22 protein-coding genes are annotated in these 20,973 nt (G+C 39.9%); 5 read left to right on the top strand and 17 right to left on the bottom strand.

What is annotated here, in order from left to right:
- Positions 1-52: 52 nt before the first annotated feature.
- From EHO65_RS09885 to EHO65_RS09875, 3 genes are read right to left on the bottom strand one after another with little or no spacing between them, the layout of a single operon-like run.
- Positions 53-514 carry a tRNA (cytidine(34)-2'-O)-methyltransferase gene (locus tag EHO65_RS09885; protein ID WP_135773930.1) on the bottom strand — a complete coding sequence of 154 codons (462 nt, stop codon included), beginning with the start codon at positions 512-514 and terminating at the stop codon, positions 53-55.
- A complete protein-coding gene (locus EHO65_RS09880; RefSeq protein WP_135773929.1) occupies positions 515-1,666 on the bottom strand; it encodes a S1 RNA-binding domain-containing protein in 1,152 nt (383 codons plus the stop codon). It abuts the gene before it with no gap.
- Positions 1,663-3,018 carry an amidohydrolase family protein gene (locus EHO65_RS09875; protein WP_135773928.1) on the bottom strand — a complete coding sequence of 452 codons (1,356 nt, stop codon included), beginning with the start codon at positions 3,016-3,018 and terminating at the stop codon, positions 1,663-1,665. Before EHO65_RS09875 ends, EHO65_RS09880 begins: the two co-directional genes overlap by 4 nt.
- A 26-nt stretch (positions 3,019-3,044) precedes the next feature.
- Between EHO65_RS09875 and EHO65_RS09870 the strand changes: the two genes are divergently transcribed.
- Both EHO65_RS09870 and EHO65_RS09865 read left to right on the top strand, forming a co-directional pair.
- Positions 3,045-3,737 (top strand): ATP-binding protein, encoded by a 693-nt coding sequence (locus tag EHO65_RS09870; RefSeq protein WP_135773927.1) that lies wholly within the window; start codon positions 3,045-3,047, stop codon positions 3,735-3,737.
- Positions 3,734-4,504, top strand: a complete 771-nt coding sequence (locus tag EHO65_RS09865) for a glycosyltransferase family 2 protein (protein ID WP_167482021.1) — start codon at positions 3,734-3,736, stop codon at positions 4,502-4,504. Before EHO65_RS09870 ends, EHO65_RS09865 begins: the two co-directional genes overlap by 4 nt.
- A 7-nt stretch (positions 4,505-4,511) precedes the next feature.
- On the opposite strand, the gene EHO65_RS09860 is transcribed toward EHO65_RS09865, so the two are convergent.
- Positions 4,512-4,904 (bottom strand): hypothetical protein, encoded by a 393-nt coding sequence (locus EHO65_RS09860; protein ID WP_036090145.1) that lies wholly within the window; start codon positions 4,902-4,904, stop codon positions 4,512-4,514.
- Positions 4,905-4,971: 67 nt separating this feature from the next.
- Here EHO65_RS09860 and aroE point away from each other — a divergent pair, with 67 nt between their 5' ends.
- A complete protein-coding gene (aroE, locus tag EHO65_RS09855) occupies positions 4,972-5,838 on the top strand; it encodes a shikimate dehydrogenase (protein ID WP_135773925.1) in 867 nt (288 codons plus the stop codon).
- A gap of 22 nt (positions 5,839-5,860) precedes the next feature.
- The gene (locus EHO65_RS09850; protein ID WP_135773924.1) at positions 5,861-7,066 is read left to right on the top strand and encodes a glutamate ligase domain-containing protein; all 1,206 of its coding nucleotides are present in this window, start codon (positions 5,861-5,863) and stop codon (positions 7,064-7,066) included.
- Here the strand turns inward: EHO65_RS09850 and EHO65_RS09845 are convergent.
- The 10 genes from EHO65_RS09845 to EHO65_RS09800 form a co-directional block, all read right to left on the bottom strand.
- Complete coding sequence (locus EHO65_RS09845; RefSeq protein ID WP_135773923.1) at positions 7,063-7,434, bottom strand: VOC family protein; 372 nt, start codon at positions 7,432-7,434, stop codon at positions 7,063-7,065. The genes EHO65_RS09850 and EHO65_RS09845 overlap by 4 nt on opposite strands.
- A 35-nt stretch (positions 7,435-7,469) precedes the next feature.
- Complete coding sequence (locus EHO65_RS09840) at positions 7,470-8,099, bottom strand: HD domain-containing protein (protein ID WP_135773922.1); 630 nt, start codon at positions 8,097-8,099, stop codon at positions 7,470-7,472.
- Between the two features lie 15 nt (positions 8,100-8,114).
- Positions 8,115-9,743 carry a PEGA domain-containing protein gene (locus tag EHO65_RS09835; RefSeq protein ID WP_135773921.1) on the bottom strand — a complete coding sequence of 543 codons (1,629 nt, stop codon included), beginning with the start codon at positions 9,741-9,743 and terminating at the stop codon, positions 8,115-8,117.
- The gene (locus EHO65_RS09830; protein ID WP_135773920.1) at positions 9,740-10,510 is read right to left on the bottom strand and encodes an ABC transporter permease; all 771 of its coding nucleotides are present in this window, start codon (positions 10,508-10,510) and stop codon (positions 9,740-9,742) included. Before EHO65_RS09830 ends, EHO65_RS09835 begins: the two co-directional genes overlap by 4 nt.
- A complete protein-coding gene (locus EHO65_RS09825; protein WP_135773919.1) occupies positions 10,507-11,409 on the bottom strand; it encodes an ABC transporter permease subunit in 903 nt (300 codons plus the stop codon). The genes EHO65_RS09830 and EHO65_RS09825 overlap by 4 nt, the downstream gene beginning before the upstream one ends.
- A 12-nt stretch (positions 11,410-11,421) precedes the next feature.
- On the bottom strand, positions 11,422-11,877 hold the full coding sequence (locus EHO65_RS09820; protein WP_100705620.1) for a PTS sugar transporter subunit IIA: 456 nt from the start codon (positions 11,875-11,877) through the stop codon (positions 11,422-11,424).
- Entirely contained in the window at positions 11,874-12,758 is an 885-nt protein-coding gene (locus EHO65_RS09815) for a hypothetical protein (RefSeq protein WP_135773918.1), read from the bottom strand. The genes EHO65_RS09820 and EHO65_RS09815 overlap by 4 nt, the downstream gene beginning before the upstream one ends.
- On the bottom strand, positions 12,748-13,899 hold the full coding sequence (locus tag EHO65_RS09810) for a 4Fe-4S dicluster domain-containing protein (protein WP_135773917.1): 1,152 nt from the start codon (positions 13,897-13,899) through the stop codon (positions 12,748-12,750). Before EHO65_RS09810 ends, EHO65_RS09815 begins: the two co-directional genes overlap by 11 nt.
- Before the next feature lie 8 nt (positions 13,900-13,907).
- Positions 13,908-14,189 carry a hypothetical protein gene (locus EHO65_RS09805; protein ID WP_010414765.1) on the bottom strand — a complete coding sequence of 94 codons (282 nt, stop codon included), beginning with the start codon at positions 14,187-14,189 and terminating at the stop codon, positions 13,908-13,910.
- A gap of 91 nt (positions 14,190-14,280) precedes the next feature.
- Positions 14,281-15,825, bottom strand: a complete 1,545-nt coding sequence (locus tag EHO65_RS09800; RefSeq protein WP_135773949.1) for a cellulose synthase family protein — start codon at positions 15,823-15,825, stop codon at positions 14,281-14,283.
- 619 nt (positions 15,826-16,444) lie between these two features.
- On the opposite strand from EHO65_RS09800, the gene EHO65_RS09795 reads away from it, so the two are divergent.
- A complete protein-coding gene (locus EHO65_RS09795; RefSeq protein WP_100721844.1) occupies positions 16,445-17,176 on the top strand; it encodes a motility protein A in 732 nt (243 codons plus the stop codon).
- Positions 17,177-17,342: 166 nt separating this feature from the next.
- Here the strand turns inward: EHO65_RS09795 and EHO65_RS09790 are convergent, their stop codons facing one another.
- From EHO65_RS09790 to EHO65_RS09780, 3 genes are all read right to left on the bottom strand, one after another.
- Positions 17,343-18,968, bottom strand: a complete 1,626-nt coding sequence (locus EHO65_RS09790) for a hypothetical protein (RefSeq protein WP_135773916.1) — start codon at positions 18,966-18,968, stop codon at positions 17,343-17,345.
- 12 nt (positions 18,969-18,980) lie between these two features.
- Positions 18,981-20,468, bottom strand: a complete 1,488-nt coding sequence (locus tag EHO65_RS09785; RefSeq protein WP_244243494.1) for a potassium/proton antiporter — start codon at positions 20,466-20,468, stop codon at positions 18,981-18,983.
- 92 nt (positions 20,469-20,560) lie between these two features.
- The gene (locus EHO65_RS09780; RefSeq protein ID WP_135773914.1) at positions 20,561-20,899 is read right to left on the bottom strand and encodes a DUF1292 domain-containing protein; all 339 of its coding nucleotides are present in this window, start codon (positions 20,897-20,899) and stop codon (positions 20,561-20,563) included.
- Between the last annotated feature and the right edge of the window lie 74 nt (positions 20,900-20,973).

Below are 20,973 nucleotides of genomic sequence, written 5' to 3'. Positions count from 1 at the left end.
TGGTTTTTTCGAGGGGTGTAAATCCGATTTTTTTCGGAAGACAGTTTCCGATTCACCAACGACGGATTTGGCGCAATGCCTCGTATGCGATTATCGCGACTGCGTTACTCAAATTTAAACATCTGCAATCTTCTTCCATCGGAATTCTAAGGATTCCATTAGGGATCTTAGATTGAAAAATTTCCTGAGGTAATCCTGATGTTTCATTTCCGAATAAAAATACGTCATTCTCCCCATACTGAGGAGTAGTATAAGAAACTTTTCCCTTAGTGGATATTAGATATAATTTGGAATTAGTGTCTAAGGATTCCGAGAAAGTCTCCCAACTAGGATGGAGAGTCAATTTTAGTTTATCCCAATAATCTAACCCTGCTCTTCTTGCCGCTTTTTCAGACAACTCGAAGGCAGGTTCTCCTACGATATGCAACTCCGCTCCTAGGGCGACGCATAGTCGGGCGATATTTCCCGTATTGGGAGGTATCTCCGGTCGATACAATGCGATCCGGAGAGCCATTTATCCTTTTTTCTGTCCCTTGTTTAAGGATTTTGCAAGAATCGCACCGAAAGATCCAGTGGAAGAAGTATCCTCGGAAAGGTATCCACTATAATCCAATCTTTCCTGAACTTCTTTCGCTTTAGTAAGTGAAAGTGAGATCTGTCTTTTTGTAGGATTTACTTCAGTTACGAATGCGGAAACAGAATCTCCGATCTTAAAATGTTGAGCAGCCGGTGTACGATTTTGTAATCCGGTTTCCCTGTTGGGAACCAGTCCGGAAAAATGTTCATTCAATTTTACGAATACTCCGAAAGGTTTTACACTTTCTACCGTTCCGGTAACTAAATCACCTTCTTTGAATGGAACATTTTGGGCCCAAGGATCTTTTAGGAAATCCTTAACGGTAAAACTATGTTTTCCTTCTTCCCAATCTAATTTTAAAACTTTTGCTCTCAGAACTTGGCCAGGATGGAAATCTTTAGCAAGATCCGCTCCTTTTTTGAAAGTTGCTTCGGAAGCAGGCACAAGTGCAGTGAGTCCGTCCGCTTCTACAATTAGTCCGAATGTGTGAACTGATTTGATCTTACAAGTGACAAACATTCCAGGCTTCAATTCACCTTTCAGGACTGAAATTTTAGCTTCTCTCTCTTTATCTGCGATTTTCTTTTGGGAAACGATGATCTTTCCCTTATTTCCTACTTCCGAAATGAGGAAACGAACCCTTTTCCCTACCCCATTATTTTGTTTTTTAAGCTCAGGATCCAATTGAGAGAATGGGCAAAAACCTGTTTGTTCTCCTAACTTAACCTCTACGCCGGCATCATTCACGCCGATGATATGGCCTAAAACTGGGATTTCAGCAGTATGAGCTACAGATACCATGTCCTTGGAGATTGTGTCCCCATTCAAACAAGTGGTGAAGTATTGGTCGCCGGAAGATTCCTGTAAAAAATATGCCTCGATAGTTTCTCCCTGTTTAGGAAGAGCTTCTGTAAATTCATCCGAAGCGATAATCCCGGAGAGGCCTGCTCCTTGGACCTTTATAAAAACATAATCCGATTTAGAACTAGTGACTAACGCAGAAACTTTTGCTCCAGGCTCTAAGGCCGCTTTTTTCCTGAAACTTTCGTCCAGTAATTTTTGAAACAGTTCTTTTTGATCTTCTTTCATCGTCTCTGCCCCTTGGTTTTCTTTTTTTCCGGCGAAGAGATTTCTGTTTTCACTCTCTCCGTCACGACCGTTCTTATTGTTTTTAGTTTATCCCAATTTTGCAGAGGGTCTTCTCTAAAAATCAAAAGATGAGCCGGTTTTCCTACTCGGATCTTTCCCTCATGAGCCGCCCCCAAATATTGGCAGGTGGTTTCAGTTGCCGCTCTCAACGCTTCCTTGGGTCCCAGAAGTTCAGATAAAATTCTCAGTTCCTTCCAGCCGGAAATCCCAGGGAACTGTAATTGGTGACCCGCACCCGAACCGAGTAAGATCCTTAAGGTCAGATTCTTGCGAGCCCTCAAGAAAGCAAGATAGGATTCGTATTCTTTCTCCGCTTCTTCTCTTTCCGATTCGGAAAGTCCAGGCATAGTAGCTAGCACTTCTTTAGACAGAGCTCTTTCCTTGAAAGTCGGACTCCATTGGGTCCATTTTTCCCATTCTTCTAGAAAGGAAGAAGTGCCGATTCCTTTTCTAGTAAAATAGATCCCCAATAGAGGAGCCCAAATCTGTTTCACCAAATTATGAGCAACAGGACGAATGGAAGAAGTTTCCGGAATAGGATGAAACAACACCTTCGTTTCGGAAGACAATGCTTCCCAATTTGCAAATTCTTCGCCGAAGGTGGAGACGGATAATTCTAATCCATTCTTCTCCGCTTCACTTCTCATACGATAGAGAAGTTTTCCATCTACTTCGAAAGTTTCTCCTTCATTATGCCTTAAGAATAAATGGATCTTTCCATTTTTACCGGAAAGAGAAGACATCGCTTCTTCCGGTGATTTTAGGATTTTATAACCTGAAACTTTGGATGCAGAAATTTCTTTGGACTCAGCAAGTAAAACCGGTGGAAGAACAGAGATCCTAGGATACTGAGAATTCTTTTTTCGGATCTCAGAAAGTTCAGAAGCCCAAGGTGGATCTGCTATACTCTGGATATGCGTGAACCCATGTAGCAGAAATTGTTTCAGATCGGATTCCAATTCGGAACGTTCCTTCCAACCCCCTAAAGAATTTGCCCCCAAGGTTACATGAGAATCACAAAATCCAGGTAAAATGAACAAAGGTTCCTTAGATGCGGGAGAAGAAGATATTTTCTCCACCAAACCGTCTTTCACTTGGATCTGGACCGGTCCGGAATATTCCAAAGTATCCGGCTGGATAATATAAGCCCCGCTCCAGGACCAGGAATCCGCATAGGTGTTCCCAGAAAATAGAAGGATCCCTAAAACATAGGGGAAGAATTTCGGCAAAATTCGGACCGATTTAGAACGGACCTTTTTTAAAGCTATTAGAATGAGTCTCTTGACAAACAAATCGAGTTCCGAAAAGTTCAAGGTTAATGGGTCAGGAAATCCGGGATATATCAGACAATATCCGGCTTACGGTGGAGGACGGAAGAATCCTCTCTCTAAAGACCCATCGAATCACCAGATCGGTCGAGGAACATATCCAACAAGCGATCGAGCTTATTTTGGATAAGGTCACTTATCCCACCCTTGTTCCAACGATTTACACTATCGTAAAAGAATTATCGATCAACGCCTGCAAGGCAAATCAAAAAAGGATCTTCTTCGAGGAAAAAGGATACGATATCGAAAATCCGATCCAGTACAAAAAAGGAGTCTCCGAATATAAGCAATTATTCTCCGAAAGTATGGCGGAAGAATACGGAAACAAATCCAAAAAGAAGGGATATTTCTGTCTGATCACATTCGACTATTCCATGGACGGAATTCGGATCGAAGTCACTAATAATACACCAGTCACTATAGAAGAAGAAAAATCCCTCCGCGAAAAATTAGAAAAAGGAATGCAGTACGGAGACATTGCCCAATTCTATTTAGATAACGCGGATAATACGGAAGGAGCCGGATTGGGACTCGCACTTATATTAATCATGCTAAAAGGAGAAGGAATCGATCCTTCTTTTTTCAGGATAATCATCCGCAAAGACGTAACCATCGCCAGATTGGAAGTTCCTCTTTCGTCTAATTTTAAATCCGTAAGAGATCAGGATTTTTCCCGCGCTTGATGTTACCAATCTCAGCCTGTATCATCACATTAAACGAAGAAGATAATATCGAAAGATGCCTGTCTTCTCTAGATTTCGTAAACGAGATCATAGTACTCGATTCCGGTTCCAAGGATAAAACGGAAAGTATCGCGAAAAAGAAGGGAGCTAAAGTAGTTCTCAGAAAATTCGATGATTACGTTTCCCAAAAGAACCATGTAATCTCTTTAGCAGTAAATCCTTGGATACTCACTCTGGATGCTGACGAAGAACTTTCTCCAGGTTTAAAAGAAGAGATCAAAAACTTATTCAAGAATGGAGAACCGGAAGAAGACGGATTCATAATCCCAAGACTTACAATGTACATGGGAAAATGGATCCGACACGGAGGCTGGTATCCGAATTATAGGGCCAGATTATTCTTAAAATCCAAAGGCAAGTTTGTGGGTGGAAAGGTCCATGAAGCGGTGGAATTGTCTGGAAAAAGAAAGAAGTTAAAAAATCCGGTATTCCATTATTCTTACGAAAACCTATTCGATCATGTCAGCTTTATCAATAGATACTCAGAACTTGCTGCCACAGAAAAATTCGGAAAGGGAAAACGTAGCGGCTTATTCTTAGCTTTATTAGAAGCAGGATACAAATCTTTTTGGATGTATTTTGTAAGACTAGGATTTTTAGACGGAAGAAGAGGACTGATCCTCGCTATCATGGGCTTCTATTATAATTTCCTAAAGTATGCCAAAGTATTCGAGATGACCTTGGCGGAAAAACAAAAGAAGAAGTAAGTTTAAATCAGTCTCTGCGTTCTTTATTATGATTGATACGGTTCATAATATAGAGCATTGAGTATCCGCCCAAAAGTACCGCGATCAAATTCACATTTGCAACCTGGTAGATTCCGATCTTTGGTGAGATTAACCAATACACCACTTCTCGGATCAGGTCTTGGAAGATGGAAAGAATGATCAGAGATCCCAAAATAGCGACTAAAAACGCTACCCAGTAACCACCTAAAAGATCCTTTCTTTTATAATAATAAAAATACCAGGCTAAACCGCCACTAATAGACAGAACAAACAGTATATCCGTGAATGTCGTCCACCAACCCGAAGAAGAAGCTAAAACTAAAAAGGGTTGAGTGCCGAGTAAAGGGAGAAAATCGTTGAGCGAGGCCAGGATTCCCATCTGCATTACAGGTTTTCCGGGTTTTCGGATAAAGTCGAGAATTTTAGTAAAAAAGAAGCGGAACCCATTGAAAATCTTTCGAGACAGCTCAAAATACTTCGGGATCGTAGGTCACCCCCTATCTCATACCTTATCACCATTATTGCACAGCTCATGGTATGAAGACCTGAGTCTGGACTGCGGCTATTTGGTTTTTCCAGTGGAAACTTTGGAAAAAAAGGAACTTCTATCTTTATCCAAGTTCGGAGTCAAAGGTTTGTCAGTCACTATTCCTCATAAGGAATCCGCATTTCTTCTCGCAGACAAAACAGACCAAACTTCCCAAACAGTCAAAGCAAGTAACACTTTAGTTTTTGAGAATGGGTCGATTAGCGCGCATAATACGGACGGAATAGGAGCAGTTCGATCTATCCAAGAATCTTTTCCTAAAAGTTTACAAGGAAAAGTGTTATTGATCGGAAGCGGAGGAAGTGCTCGTGGAATTTCTTTCACACTCTTGAAAGAAGCTGGAGTAAAAGACCTTACTATTGCAGCAAGAAATTCCAAAACTTCTGAAGAATTAATCGGATTACTTTCTAATATTTCTTCCGCAAAAATACAATCCTCAGACCTGAATGAAGTACAAATGAATTTTGCAGAATATTCTCTGATCATTCATACAACTCCTCTCGGAATGAAAGGAAAAGACCCGGGACCGGCTATTCCGGAGTCTTGTTTTAAAGAAGGACAAGTCGTATTCGACATAGTTTATAATCCGTTGGAAACTCCTTTGGTTTTAGGGGCTAAGAAGAAGGGTGCGAAGGTTGTGCCAGGAACAGAAATGTTACTCTACCAAGCAGTGGAACAATTCAGATTGTTCACAGGCGTAAGTTTAAGTCCTGAACTTATAGAAAAAGGAAGATCCAGACTGCTAAACGCGCTTGGATACGCCTAAGACGAATATTAGAAAATCATAAATGTCTAACCCAGATTTTTTAGAATTCGGATCCAAATTAACCAATTTAGAGAAGACAAGGAATTTTAATGTATTTGGGGATTATTCCTTGGATCCATTCCGCGACCTTGTGGATTCACATGGTTGGAGAACCAGGAAAAAAGAAAGACTTAGGATCTCAGTCGTCGGAACGAATGGAAAAGGTTCCGTTTCTCATTTTTTAGCGGGAAGTTTTTCTAATCTGGGATATAAAACAGGCTTATATACTTCTCCCCATCTATTTGATCCAAAAGAAAGGATTCGCCTTAGTCCAAATTTTAATCCAGTAAATGAAGAAGATCTAAAAGAGATCTCTAATATACTATTTACAGAAAGTAATTCTGAAGAACTTTCTTTCCTTTCCTGGTTCGAATGGTTTACCTTGGGATCTTTCGTTTTATTCGAAAAAAAGGATATTGCAGTCCAGGTATATGAAGCAGGCTTAGGAGGAAGGTTGGACGCCACGAAATTGGCAGAACCGGATGTACTCGTAGTCTGCGCGATTGGAGAAGACCATAAGGCGGTCTTAGGAAATACAAAAGAAGCAATCTTAAAAGAAAAATTGGCAATAGCTACCGAAAGAACTAAAATAGTATTCGCATTAGAACCGGAACCTTCTCTCTTAAAAATACTGAAAGAGTTTTGTTCCGAAAGGAATTTAGAACTATATCTTTATCCTGCTTTGCCGGAAGGAAGATCTTACCTGGATCATAACCAAGAATACGTAAAGTTTATCGTAGATAGATCAGAAAAGATCATTTCAAAAAACAAAATCGTGATCGAGAAAACGGAAAGTGTAATTACTAAGCCTCTCCCTCGCCCACCTGGTAGATTAGAAATTATATCCAATTCCCCAATGATCGTATTTGATCCGGCCCATAATCCAGATGCAATCAGAGTAACACTCGCTTCCTTATCTTCTGCATTCCCAGGGAAAAAATTCTCCATCTTAGCCGGTTTTTTACCGGACAAAGAAGGAGAATCTATGGCTGAAAAACTTTTGGGTTATACGAAAATGCAGAATACGGATTTATATTTTTTAGATTCTAAAGAATTCAAACTTCCGGAAGGATACGGATCACATTCTATCAAACCTGAAAAACTTTCAGAAATCTTAAAACTTTCCAAACAAGAAGAAGGTATCTTAGTACTTGGAAGTTTTAGATTATACTCTTATATAAAAGCTTAAATATTCTGGCCGATACGCCAGAGAACTCCGGAAGGATCACTGAGAATGAAATCGATCATCTTCCAAGGTTGTTCCTCCGGATCTGTTAACTTTACTTGAAATTTATCTTCTATATTTTTGTTTTTTAAAATTTTATGCCAAGCTTGCACGTCTTCTACCAAAAGGTGCATCATTAAATTTTCAGCCATCTCTTGGTTATAAAAATCCTGAAGAAGAAAACTACAATGATCTACGCAGAAATAAGCGACTCCGCCACCTTCGGATCTTTTTGTAAACCCGATCTCCTCGTAGAACCTTTTAGAAATTTCGAAATCTTTTGCCGGAAGAAAAACCTTAATTTCTACCGTTTTTAAAGAAGTCTGATTCATACGTTACCTGCCTTTCCCAAAACAGGAAGTCTATTTTATAAAGTCCCCAGTTCCCAGCTCAGATTCTCTCTGGCTTGTTTTTCTTTTTTCTCTCTATATTCTTTGGTTTTAAAGATAAAATCCATCGATAAAAAATGTTCCAACACTTTTTTCCTACCCGGCTTATATAGTTCATCCGGATATATATTGTATTCTTCTCTGATCTGCTCGGAATATTCCTGATAATATTTCAACTCGGCACCTAAGATAGAAAGATCACAATCTGTAAAAATATCAGCAGTCTCATCTTGAGTAGACTCGTGTGTTTTCGTCGCTATAATCAAATTTTTACATAAATTGATTCTATCTTTCGAATATCCGAAAAGTTCGAGTCTTGTTTGGGAAATATCCGCGCTTTGCTCTTCGTTATCCTTCTCTTTCACATCGTAAATTAAATCGTGATAAAAGAGTGCGAGTAAAACGATATCCCAATCAGAAATCCGATTTTGAAATTCTTTCAATCGATTCAGGAAATAATATAAATGAGTTAAGGTATGGTATTTCCTATGAGATTCCGAATATCTGATATGGATTTCTTCCCAAGATTTCCGGATAAGTTCTTCCGAAACTCCGGCGTTTTTTAGAATAAGAAAGAATTCGTTTTGTAGAATTTTAGATTCATTCATAAACTTATACGAATATCAAAATCTCATATTAAATTTTGCGTAGGACTCTGTTTCATACTGACCTTCTAAACCTCTTACGAACGAAGGCATGGTTTTAACCGGAGCCACTCCTACTTCTAAGGTTTCGGAATCCAACCCAAGAGCGTAAAACGTTGCAGACAGGATCAACATCGTTCCGATCCCATATAACATAAGCCCACCTTGGATCCCTTGGTGTTTCCCAAATCTTCCGGAGATAGATCTGAAATAATCGGACTTATCTTTAGCATCGTTATAGATACTTTCCTGATAAAAATAAGAAAGCGCGAACGTCTGGAAATTCGGAGAAGACTGCTGCAATTCTTGAAGAGCCACAATATTTGTGATTTGGACCATAGGCCTGGCATTTTCCAAAGCCTGATTCGCTCTTAAATTGAAATAATAATATCCTGCATAAAAGAATAAACTTCCGTAAAGTGAATAGATCGCGAAATCATCATATGTATGATCTAAGAATAAGTATTTTTTATTTTTATAATAAGAAACGGATTCTCCTTCTTTAAGTTTCGCTTTGATCTCGGAGACTTCTCCTTTTTTGATCTCCACTCCTTTAAACTGATCCACATGATCGGCTAAAACGAATCTCAATCTATTCCAGCCTATTTTAACCGGGACTTTTACAAGCGGAGTAGCTCCTAAATATTCGGAACCTAAATATACTTTAGCCCCTTGAGGATCGGAATCTACTGAGAGGAAACCTTCTTTTTTATCTTTTTCTAATACGATATCCAATTCTTTAGGAGATTCTCTCAGATCCACCTGCCCCACCCAGTCCGAATATCCGTTTTTAGTAATCCGAATATCATGGATCCCGGAAAGGACATCGTTTCTTTTTAAAGGAGTTTTACCTATATAATTCCCATCCAAAAATACGAGTGAGTCATATTGATTTCCGGTTTTGACAGAAAGTGATCTGGTATGTTTCCCTAAAAGTGTTTTTCGGATCTCTTCTATGACCGGGCCTAATTCCTGATACGATCGCCTAACACTTGTTTTATGCGAAAATTCTTTTTTAGATCCGTCTTTAGAAGATCTCATCCGTATACTAATTCGGATTTCTTCTCCTTTCTTCTCAAATTCTCCGTATGTCGAATAAAAGCAGTCATACTTTCTAGAGATCGGAATAAGAAAACCCTCATCAGGTGCGGTTTCTGCTTCGTAGGGTTGGACTTTTAAAACTAAATATCTAGGATCTCTGGTAACGTTTAAAGAAAGTTCTCCCTTCTTTAATTTTTCAAGTCCGATATAATCCCATTCTCCTTCTCTTAAATTAGGAGTAACTCCGGAAGGATTTGGACCAAAAGGATGTTGGATGGATTTTGGGATTAAAGATTCGTCATAGATCTGGACTAAAGATTTTAAACCAGAATATAGAACGGAAGCATATCCTGAAGAATAAAAATCCAAAGAAGTATCTCCGGATAAATTTCTAAGCGGGAAAATACAAAGTTTTCTTTCCTTCTCGAATTGTATCTTCTCTGGAGAAGAATATTCAGGAAAACGATAATACTCGTCTATCGCATATGTTGGAGTTCCTACAAATAGAGGAGACAAACATATCAATAAAACAAAAGCGGACAACTTTCGGAAGAATAACAGTTTCAAGAACGTTTTCCTCCTACAGTCATCACTAAACCTAAAATCCCCAATGTAGGAAACACTAATGACCAAGGAGCATTCTGTGCATAATCCTTGGAAAACGCAATTTGTTCTCCTAGGCCGGGACCGAATACAGAACCGCCTGCCGAAATTCCTAAAAACCCAAATATTGCGAGAGTCATTACCACGGCGGGGAGTCCTGTGAACAAAAGAACTCTCAATATTTGAAACGCCTGAGGAAGAAGATGTGCTCTAAATATATAAGACTTACTTGCTCCAAAACAAGAAGCAGCTAATGCATATCCGCTTGTACTTACTTCGTCTATCTTAGCTCGGACTGTTTCGTAAGCCTGTGCCCAATCTCCGAGAATAATTGCCAAGAATAAAGGGATTGGCCCAGCTCCAAAAACTTGAACTACAAGCAAAGCTAATAGTAGAGAAGGTAAAGAAACAAATACGGAAGACAAAGGAGAGAAAAAATTCCTCTTAAAGAATGGACTGGTGTAAGAAGCCAAGCCGATCAAAGAAGCCACTGCTAAAGTGAGAACTCTTGCAGGAAATGCAAATAGGAAAGTAGCCAAACTTCCGTATGCAAACATAGAGAATACATCTCTTCCCAATCTGTCTTTACCGAACGGAAAATCAAAAGAAGGAGGCAGAAAAGATTCCTTTAAATTCAATTCCGTCGGCGCTGATTTGAATAATATCCCAAATATTACTAAAACCAAATATAGTGAGATAGTTCCGTAACGAAGCAAGTTTAGAGTTTTCAAGCGGCACCTGCCTCCCAACCCAAAAGCCTGTCCCTTACTCTTTCAGAAACCCTGGTAAGAATATAGAACACCGTCCCGCTATAAAACAATAGCGCCGAAAGTAATGCCGAATCCATGGTCCTTATAGCATGATACATGGATTTCCCAATCCCTGGAAAAAAGAAGATTTCCTCTACAACAATTGCACCCGAAAGTAATGAACTTAGATCCAATAAGATCAAGATAAGAAGTACAGGAGAAACTTTGAGCAGAATATGCCTAAACAATATTCGATTTTCTGAATATCCTCTTGCCTTCAAAACGTTTATATAAGCTGATTTTTTTTCAGTCCCAGCCAATTGGTGGGCAAAGATAAAAAGTCTAGCGAATACCCTAGACCCCAATGCAACTCCGGGTAAGATCACATACGCAGTATTTCCAGGTTCATATCCGCCCGGTGGAAGCCATCCAAGTATCAGAAAAAAAAACACCAATAGAAAAACGGAAACTACAAAAACCGGAGTGGATAAGATGAGTTGGCTGATAAATCCGAAAACTTCCCCCACAAATCCAAAACGAGGAACTAACGAAACCAAGGCTAAAAAAACAGAGAAGAATGTACCTGTTAAAACCGCAAACCCGGCTAAATGTAATGTCGGCCAAAATCTGGAGAGAATATGGGAAAGAACCGGATCTCCTGATTCAGTTTCTCCCATATCAAAACTGATTAGGCCTTTCCAAAACTGCAAATATTCTTTCGCAAAACCGGAGTTAGCTGGTTTGCCTGCGGAATCCTGGATTTGAATTCCCGAGTCTGCCTCTAAAAATTCCTTATTTAGAGATCTAAGCTGGGAGAAAAATACTGAAATCGCGGAAAGAAAAACCGCAAAGATCAAAAAGCGTTTCGCTTCTTCTAACAAACTCTCACCCTCTCACGCGGAGAAAGCTTTCCGGATCTCTTCGAAATTTTTGGAAAGGATCAGTTTTTCACGATCCTCTTTTACGTTGAGGGTTTTTGCGATTTGCGCCAGGGTTTTGATATGTTCTTGGAATTTGGATTTAGGAACGATTAGAAGGATAAAAATATGAACGGGAAGATGATCGATTGCATCAAAATCGATTCCCTTTCGAGAAAGACCCATCACACATTTAAGTTCATCCACCAGATTCACCGAACAATGTGGGATGGCTACCCCACTCCCGATACCGGTGGACATGGATTTTTCTCTCGCCATGAGAGATTCGTACACAAGATCCCTATCGTCTCTAGCGATTAGCGTAGAGTCGACGGCCTTTTGGAGAAGTTGATTGATCACTTCTTCCTTAGAGGATCCTTCTATTTCAAAAATTACAGTCTCTGGCTTAAGTAAAGCGAGGAGCTGGTTCATGCCTCTGTCCTATCTCCTAGGAAAATACGAATCAGGATGGATTCAATGAAAAAAAACGATGATACCCATAGGAATGTAGGAACAAATACCGGGGGAAGGAAAAAAATTGCCAACCCAAGAGGGGCCAAACTCAAAAAAGAAAGAGGCAAAAGTGAGCCCGTATTTCTTCCCGGCAAATTTAGAAGTAAAATGAAAGAGAAAGTTCCAAGCCAAACCGGACCGGAAACAGTTTCCCAACCTGGAATTTTGGCGAGATGGATCCAAACGGAAAGAAGGATAGAAAATCCAAGTGGTAACAAAAGAGCTAAACTACTTCTTAATAACAAAGGCACCGCTAAAATTACTCCGAATCCACCAGATGCTTCCAAAGCAGAATATCTAAACGGAGGCAAAGTGTCTCCCGTAAAAAAACCAGGAGTATATAGATCAGGATAAGAAGATCCTCTAAACACAGAAGAAGGTTCTGAAGCCCAGCTATCTATTCCGGGCAAAAAATAGAATATTAGAAAAAGTAAAAATTGCAATAAGGCTAGAGGGAATCGTATCTTAAATCTTTGTTCTAATGCCCACCAAAGACCAAGCCCAATCCCTAAAGCAAGAACTGCATGTAATCCATATCTTGGATCCCTGGGAAGAAGAAGAGCAAAACTCAACGCATGATTTACCCAATATAAAGGGTAGGACTTCCCACCGGTGAGAAGAAAGTAAGCGGCTGCTCCGAATAAAATTCCGAATCCCGCAGGAATAATCGGATAATAGGATCCACCTGAGCCTAAAACTAAAAGACCAATTGCCAAAATTGTAAAAAGAATATCGGGAAGAAGAAGGTCCTTTCTTCTGAAAAAGCCGTTTTGAGTGGAGAGAATATAGCTAAAAGCCATGATTCGCCTCCTTCCAAGTCCTGATCTTATTTCTTAAGGAAATGGTAGAAGGGCAAAGAAATGTGCAAATCCCACATTCCATACAAAGAGAAGAATTAAAATTGCCGAAGCTTGAGACCAAGGCCATCGGATTTGCTTGTGTTGGACAATTATAAGAACATTCTCCACATTCTACACAAGGGAATTCCCTTCTCTGAGAATCATGTTTGGTCAAAAATACTAAGGAATAATTTTGTCGAATATCCCAATAGAATCCCTTTTTGATATCTCTGACCGGATTTTTTTCGTAAAACGAATTTAGAGTAAAATTGGAATACTTTGGGCCGTATTCTTCGAACAAGAATTTCAGACTTTGTCCGTTACGGATACGAACGGTCGAATCGGCTTTTCTAAGCCCTCCATTCTTTCCTAAAAAATAAAGAGCAATCTCTCTTTCTATAAAAGGAAAATCAGCGAACAAAGCTCTATAAAGATTATATAATGTTTCCGGGCCTAAATATAATATTTCTTTAATTTTAGAAAAAGGTAATTTTTCGGTCTGAAAAACGAAATATTCGGGAATTCCCCAAGGATATGCGTAATTTTTAACAGGAGATTTCAGACCGGAAATATAATCTCTGATCTGAGCTTCCGGAAAAAGGGTTTTTAAAACTTCTACAAAACGACTATGACACTCTAAGTTCTTTCTTAACTCGGGAAGATAATCCACATCCTGGGTTCTTGTAAATGGGGCTAAGATGATTAGAGATGTTTTCTGTCTGGATTTGAGATAAGATAAAAGAGAATGTTCCGGGAAGTCCAGACTGACCAAACCAAGTCTATCCATTGGTTCGAGCACTTCTTCTTTTTTGAGAGTTTTAGGGATCCAAGGTTTGGAGCCGATGAAGTTTCCGTCTTGAACAATACGGATTTTAGATCCTTCTTCACTATGTTCTAAAGAAGCGATACCGTTTACAGGAGAAAGAACTGAACCTGAAGATTGTTTGTAGAGAGGATCACCTACACTTACCCGGACTGGAAAATCCTTAAGTAATAAGGCATCTTTATCCGGGAAGAGGGTGTAGGGTTCGTCCAGGACCGTTTTGCGATTTCCCGTTTCTTTTACGGTCCTGGGTTGGAGGAGGAACGGTTTTGAGAACAATGCCCTTTTTAGTTAGGCGACTTCACCATATAGATTTCGTCTTTAATGGGAAGTTCTTTCTTTAAATTTTTGATATAAGGAAGGATTTCTCCCATCGGCTCGTAGAATTCGCAATCAGTCTGCATACGGCGAGCCACTGTGAAGTATTTATATAACTTCTCTTCGCCGGAACGTTTGGACCATTTTTTCTTGGTACATTTGACCCGGAGGATGTATTTGTCCGCCTCGGATTCATACTGTCTGACGGTTACACAATGCAGGCAGTTGGCGCAATAGACTTTCTCACTCATCGGTTATCCTGTTTCCTGGGGTATTTGACAGATTTAGGCGAGGGCACAGGGAGTCAACCCGTTTCTCGCCTTTTGTGTGGCGGAAGCTGTGTCAGGCTTCCTGAGGGATCTCTTCCTGAGCCGCGTTTCTTGCTTCTTTGTATTTCCAGGTAAATTCTTGGAAAGATTTAAAAGCTACGAAGAAGAAACCGATCCCGTAGATCAATAGGAAGCCCACGATATAAGGACGTCCCACTAAGAATGATAGCACAACGGAAAACACACAATAACAACCCAATAGGAACTCAAGAACTACATGGAAGTCCAAAGGAACTGTATATTTCAGTCTATCTTTCAGAGCGTCCGTATTCTTTTCGATTCTCAATTTAGGAGTTCTTTTGAAGGAAGATTGGATCCCTAAAACAGCCTCGAGCCAAGCTCTAGTGTTTACGATTGCGATCCCGGTTCCTATCATGATCAGAATTGGAAGATAAACTAATCTCTTTTTCCAATCTTTGTATAATGTCTTCTGTGAATAAGCGTAGAAGAATAGAGGTCCAACAGATCCGATAGAAAGGATCGCTGCAGTTCCAGACAATACTTCTAATGGAAGATCGTAGAAACTGAAACCGGACCAGTATTCCATTAATAATAATGGAGCGCTGAATAGAATGTTCACAATCATTAGTGGGTGAACGGAATAATTGATTAAGTGGGTTACTGCCTCAGCTTTGGTTTTCCAAGGAAGGTCCGCTTTCCAGATACGAGGAAGAAGTTTCACTGCAGTCTGAATAGAACCTTTACACCAACGGAATTGTTGGGACTTGTATGCAGACATCATAGCAGGGATTTCCGCAGGGCAAACCACATCTTTAAAATAACGGAACTTCCAACCTCTTAATTCTGCACGGTAAGAAAGGTCGAAGTCTTCGGTAAGAGTATCATGCTCCCATCCGCCGGCATCCTCGATAGTTTTCTTTCTCCAAGTACCTGCAGTTCCATTGAAGTTCATCCAAAGTTTGGAACCGTTTCTTGCTACCTGCTCGATCATGAAGTGACCATCGATACCGAAACTTTGAGCTTTGGTTAGAATATTATAATCTGCGTTGATATGTCCCCAACGTGCTTGTACCATTCCGATCTGAGGATCGTCAAAGTAAGCCATGGTTTTTAGAAGGAAATCAGGATCCGGCATGAAGTCTGCATCGAAAATAGCGATGTAGTCCCCTTTACAAACTCTCATTCCTTCGTCCAAAGCACCTGCTTTATGACCAACACGATTGGTTCTGTGAAGGTGATGGATATCGAAACCTTGAGCCTTGTATTGTGCAACTAAGGCAGCAGCTTTTTGGATGGTTTCATCAGTAGAATCATCCAGAACTTGAATCTCTAATTTATCTTTAGGATATTTTAATGCAATTGTGGAGTCGATCAGACGATCTACTACGTAAAATTCGTTAAAAATAGGAAGTTGGACAGTGACTACCGGAAGGCTTGGATCGTCCAAAGAAAGGTTTCTGCTCGGGTCTGTATCACAATTGGTGTTGTACTTTTTGTAAAGATACACCATGATATACGTATGAATTCCAAAGAAAAATAATCCTAGAATATCCAGGGCGTAAATTCCCAAAAACAGAACAGTGACTACAGTGAGCATTTGGGACAAAAGTTTTGGAAATACCTAAAAAGTCAATGGATTTTGCAGCGCAACATTAAAAGCCATATTTTTCGCTCCTAAATTAAATTACTCCCCTACCCGAAAAAATGGCCTCCTACCCTAAGGTCAGAACTTTGAAATCCGATATTCTAAATCGGATGGACCTTTAACCTCCCTGGTTAAAGCCAATCCACTGCGAATTTTCACTTTCTTGTAGAGGGGATGGACGAAACCGTCCCTTATTTTTTTGCAGGGGGTCGCGAACACCCCATAGGAAGTGAGCGAGCCCGAGATAGCCGGAGGCGTTTATCGAGGGCAAATCGAAATTTCTACCCCCGCTATCGTTTTGCACGGAGAACGCAAAGTTCACTGAGTTTATAAGCTTCTAAATCCAAAATCTTCTCCCCTTCGCGACTTGGCGTGAGATACAAAATTCGGCGGATCTGGGATCACGCAAAGGCGCAAAGACCGCTAAGGATTTACCCCGCCAGGGATCGACGCGGGCGTCGCGAAGCGACCGAAGCGGAGAGCCCGGTCGCCGCTAGGCGAGGCGGCCAAACTTCCATTACTTATCGTGAAAAGACTTGTCTCAAAGACATAATCTACCTAATTTGCTCCCATGCGTTCGGCCATCTTAGGTTTAATTGCCGCATTTGCTTCCGTACTATTAGCGATCTTATTGGAAGAAGCGCATTTTCTTTCCTTTCTCAAACTATCCGCACTCGTATTGATCCTGGGGGGAACTGCGGGTGCAACATTCGCAAGCTACACTCCTGAAGAATTCGCAAACCTGATTATTCACTTAAGAGAATCCCTTTTTCCTAAAAGAGAATTTTCTCTCTCGGATGTATTCTTAGACTTCGCGGAGAAGGCCAGAAAGAACGGGCTATTATCATTGGAAGACCAACTCGCAGGAGTGCCTGACGCATTCTTGAGAAAAGGGATCCAACTGATTGTGGATGGAACAGATCCGAGAGCAGTAGAAGAAATTTTATTCGAAGCAGCAGAAGGCCTTGAGAACAAAGAAACTCGCTCTGCAAAAATTTTAGAAACTGCAGGTGGATTTTCTCCTACGATCGGGATCATCGGAACTGTGATGGGGCTTGTGAGCGTATTAGAAAACTTAGGAGCAGGAACAAGAGCTCTGGGAGAAGGGATCGCTACTGCATTTATCGCAACTTTCTACGGGATCGCATTTGCAAACTTAGCTTATTTTCCATTGGCAAACAGACTCAGGACTTGGGCATTTTCCAGAGATAGAAGAAGACAAGCAATCATTCGAGGAATTATTTCTCTACAAACAGGAGACAACAGAAGGATCCTTGTAGAGAGAATGGCGCCGTTTTTGTAGGAACTCCTACAGAAAGGCGGAGAGCGGCCCCCGCCCGAGTTGGGTGGTGGTGGAGGGCCCGTGGGAGAAGCCTCGCTCCCTATATCATAAAATTCTTATTTCTTCAATTACATTTTTGGGCAGTAATTTTGTAGGAGCTCCTACATTTTAAAGCGAGATGATCGATCTATAATGAATTAATCCCTTCTCTCCTCTTACGATTCTCTTCTTCCCACATTTTATTCTCACGAGCCTCATCTATTAGATAGGGTTCATTATATTTCCGAAGAGAGCCGAATTGAAACTTCCAGAATATACCCAATCTTCTTGCATCGAACAATTCTCCTCGCGTCAACAAATTTAAAGAATTATAATATTCTTTTAATTTAGGATCTTGGATCTTGTTTTCTCCGGACTCCACAGATTCAAAATATCCGAAAGGCAAACGTCTGATCTTATGACCTACCCTTCCCTTTCCTTTGATCCTAGAAAGAAGAGGATCTCCTAACGCAATTATATCGATAATATGCTGATTAGGTAGAAAATACCCAATCACACCTGTACTAAATTTAATGAATATCTTTCGGTCAGTCGGAGGGAAAAAAGGTCTTTTATTAGCTAAATTGGAAAGTATGGAATCCTTCTTATTAAACCAAGCAAGACCGGTTCCAGGATAATACCAAAGTTTCTCATCAGCAATTTCTCCAATTTCCAAAACCCAAGGATTTCGTTTCGCTTGTTGTTTAACGGAATGTACCGGGCTGGAAAACAGAAGGATATTATATAGAAACAAAACAGATCCCAAAATATAGATCTCTTTTTTCTCTATATTCTTCAAACGAACCAACGCGATCCCGAAAAGAAAGATCACATAAGTAAAAAATCTTCCGGCCATAAAGTCTCCGCCTACAAGGAGAATATACAGCAAATATGGGAAAGAAAATGTAATAGATATTAAAATAGAATTCCAATCCTTCCGCAAAACTGTCCGGATAATCGCTACAATCGGAAGAAATACAAATACGATAGAATCCCATTTCAGCTCAAAAATATAATATCGCAATCCTTGTGAAAGTATCTGAATAAAAGAATCTTCCACATTCGTTTTGGAATAATATGTATTTGGTAAAAGAGAACCGTAATAAAAAGCAGAGAACAGAAACCAAAAAACTGCAGGCAGACTACATAATGCAATTTTAGAATATAAAGAAATATTAATTCTTTTCCCCTTCCAATCTTCGACAAAAACAACCAGAAGAGGAATTATAAAAATTAGAACAAAATCGATCCTAGAAACTAAGCCAAAACTTGCAATAAGGACAAGACCCGGTAATTTGGAATTAGTACCTTCTTCTTTCCTAAAATATAAATAAAAGAAAATTGCTTCGAATAGATAATTTAGAGAATTCTCCAAGCCTGAATAGGAATAATCTACGAAAGATTTGGAAGACAAAAGAAATCCAAATCCCAACCAGAACGAAATCCTAGAAACAGAGATTTTTCTTAAAAAGTAAAGTGCAGAGATTCCCCAAATAAAGGAACTAAGAAAAGACCAAAACACAATATTCTGATACGTATAATAAAACGGAGAAAGCACTAAGATCAAAAGTGGATTTGTAAATGCCTGCACACGTTCTGCAATATTCCAACGTAAACCGAAACCATTTACAAAATGATCTAAAACTCTGAAGCTAATAAACGAATCATCGCATAGCCATGCATTTTGGTAAGAAATATAAGAAAAGATAAGAAGAACTAAGATCAGTTCGAAATAGTTAGATCGAAGGACCTTCTTCCAATCGAAACGATCCATCGTGGCAAGAAGCTAAGCTTCCTTCCTCTCTCCCATTCTGGAAAGAATTTCACGGATCTTATCTTCTGCACCTTCCGGAGTTAAAACCAAAAGAACGTCCCCATCTTCCATCTTGGTCTTTCCGGTTGGAACCAAATGTGAATCTCCTCGATAGATCAATGTGATCAAAGAGTTTTCAGGAAAATCCAATTCGTAAACGAATTTACCGACGGAAGCTGAACCATACGGAACAATATATTCCAGAAGTTGAGTATCACTTTTGTCCTTGTTCTCGAATTCGAATGGATAAGAAGCTCTTTGTTCTAAAGCCGCTTCGAGTCCTAAAATTCGAACTGCAAATGGGATCGTAGAACCTTGCAATAATAATGATGTTAATACAGTAAAGAAGACTATATGAAAGATCATCTCCGACTCTGGAAGTTGTTTTGCAAAAGGGAATGTTGCCAGAATGATCGGAGCCGCACCTCTTAATCCCACCCAGGAAACCAAAAGTTTTTCTCTCCAGTCCACATTGAATCCTGTTAGAGCCAAAAACACTGCAGCAGGTCTCGCAATGACTGTTAGGAAAACCGAAAATGCAATTCCTAACGCTGCGACTGAAGGAATTTTAGAAGGGAATACCAGAAGTCCTAAGGTAAGGAACATCACGATCTGCATCAACCATGCAATCCCATCCATAAAACGAACATTACTTCGTTTATGAACGAAAGACCTGTTCCCAATGATAATTCCTGAAATATATACTGCTAAGAATGGGTTTCCTCCGATCAAATCGGTGGCAGCATATACGAAAAGAACGGAAGCTGAAAGTAATACAGGATACAAACCTTCGTAATCAAGTTTGATCCTGTTCATACCTCTATAGATCCAATATCCTAAAAGCAGACCTAAAATAATTCCTAAACTAAATTGTTGGAAGATGGTCCATGCCAAGGTGTCCCAAGAAGGAGAAGTAGTTCCCACAAATCCTAAAACGGAGGTGGTCAATAATACTGCTAAAGGATCGTTACTACCGGACTCCAATTCTAAAAGAGAAGTAAGTCCTTTTCTCATACCTATATTGCTGGTTCTGAGAACATTAAAAACCGCCGCAGCGTCGGTAGAAGATACGATCGCACCTAAAAGAAATCCGATAATAGGATCGAAACCCATTACAAAAATTGCAAATAAGGCTACGAATAAACAAGTGAGAAGTACTCCTAAAGTTCCTAAAGAAATACCTTTCCCAAGTACGGGTTTTACCTTGGTCCAATCGGTTTCCAAACCTCCGGAGAACAAGATAAATGCTAACGCAATGGAACCAACCTTACGAGTCAGATCAGCATCGTTGAACCAGATCTTTAGAATGCCGTCGGAACCTGCTAACATTCCGATCGTTAAGAATATGAGTAAAGAAGGGATGCCAAATTTTGTGGAAACGCGTAATAAGCCTATGCTTAATATGATAAGACTCGAGAGAGCTAAAATTTGAAACTCGAAGTTAAGAGCGTTCAATTCCACTATGATAGATTCTAATCCGTTAAAAATTATGCGATTTCTTTTTTTCTCTGAAAAAAACTATTTTCAAAACAAAATCAAAGTCGTTGGACCCTTTAGACTACGTCAGAGTTCAATTCGTACAATAAATCTTCTAACTCTCTAGGGTCCGTGACTTCTACCAATCTATCTTCTCCGAATTCGTCGGCTTCTATTTTTACTGCAAAGTATCCGAAACTTTCTTCTCCTTTTAAAAATCCTACATCCAGATTAATAAAATCAGTTTCGTCTTCAGAGGAAGGAATGAGTAAAAAATATTGGTGCTCGTCTAACTCGACAACTTCTCCCACGATGAAAGAATATGGATTTCCATCCTCATCCAGCAAATGTAGAAGCTCATCGCCTAGCTCCTCATGCTCTATTGATTCCGTTTCCTTATCGTAAGATTCCAACATAGGGTCGCTTTCTCACTCTAAAGATCGGCCCAAAAAAGGATTCCGCTTTGCCGTAAAAGGTGGACAAACCTGAA

Origin of the sequence: Leptospira andrefontaineae (assembly GCF_004770105.1) — a bacterium.
In the GTDB taxonomy this organism is placed as follows: domain Bacteria; phylum Spirochaetota; class Leptospiria; order Leptospirales; family Leptospiraceae; genus Leptospira_B; species Leptospira_B andrefontaineae.
The sequence above is the reverse complement of the archived record's forward strand: the minus strand, read 5'-3'. Positions and strand labels throughout refer to the sequence as shown.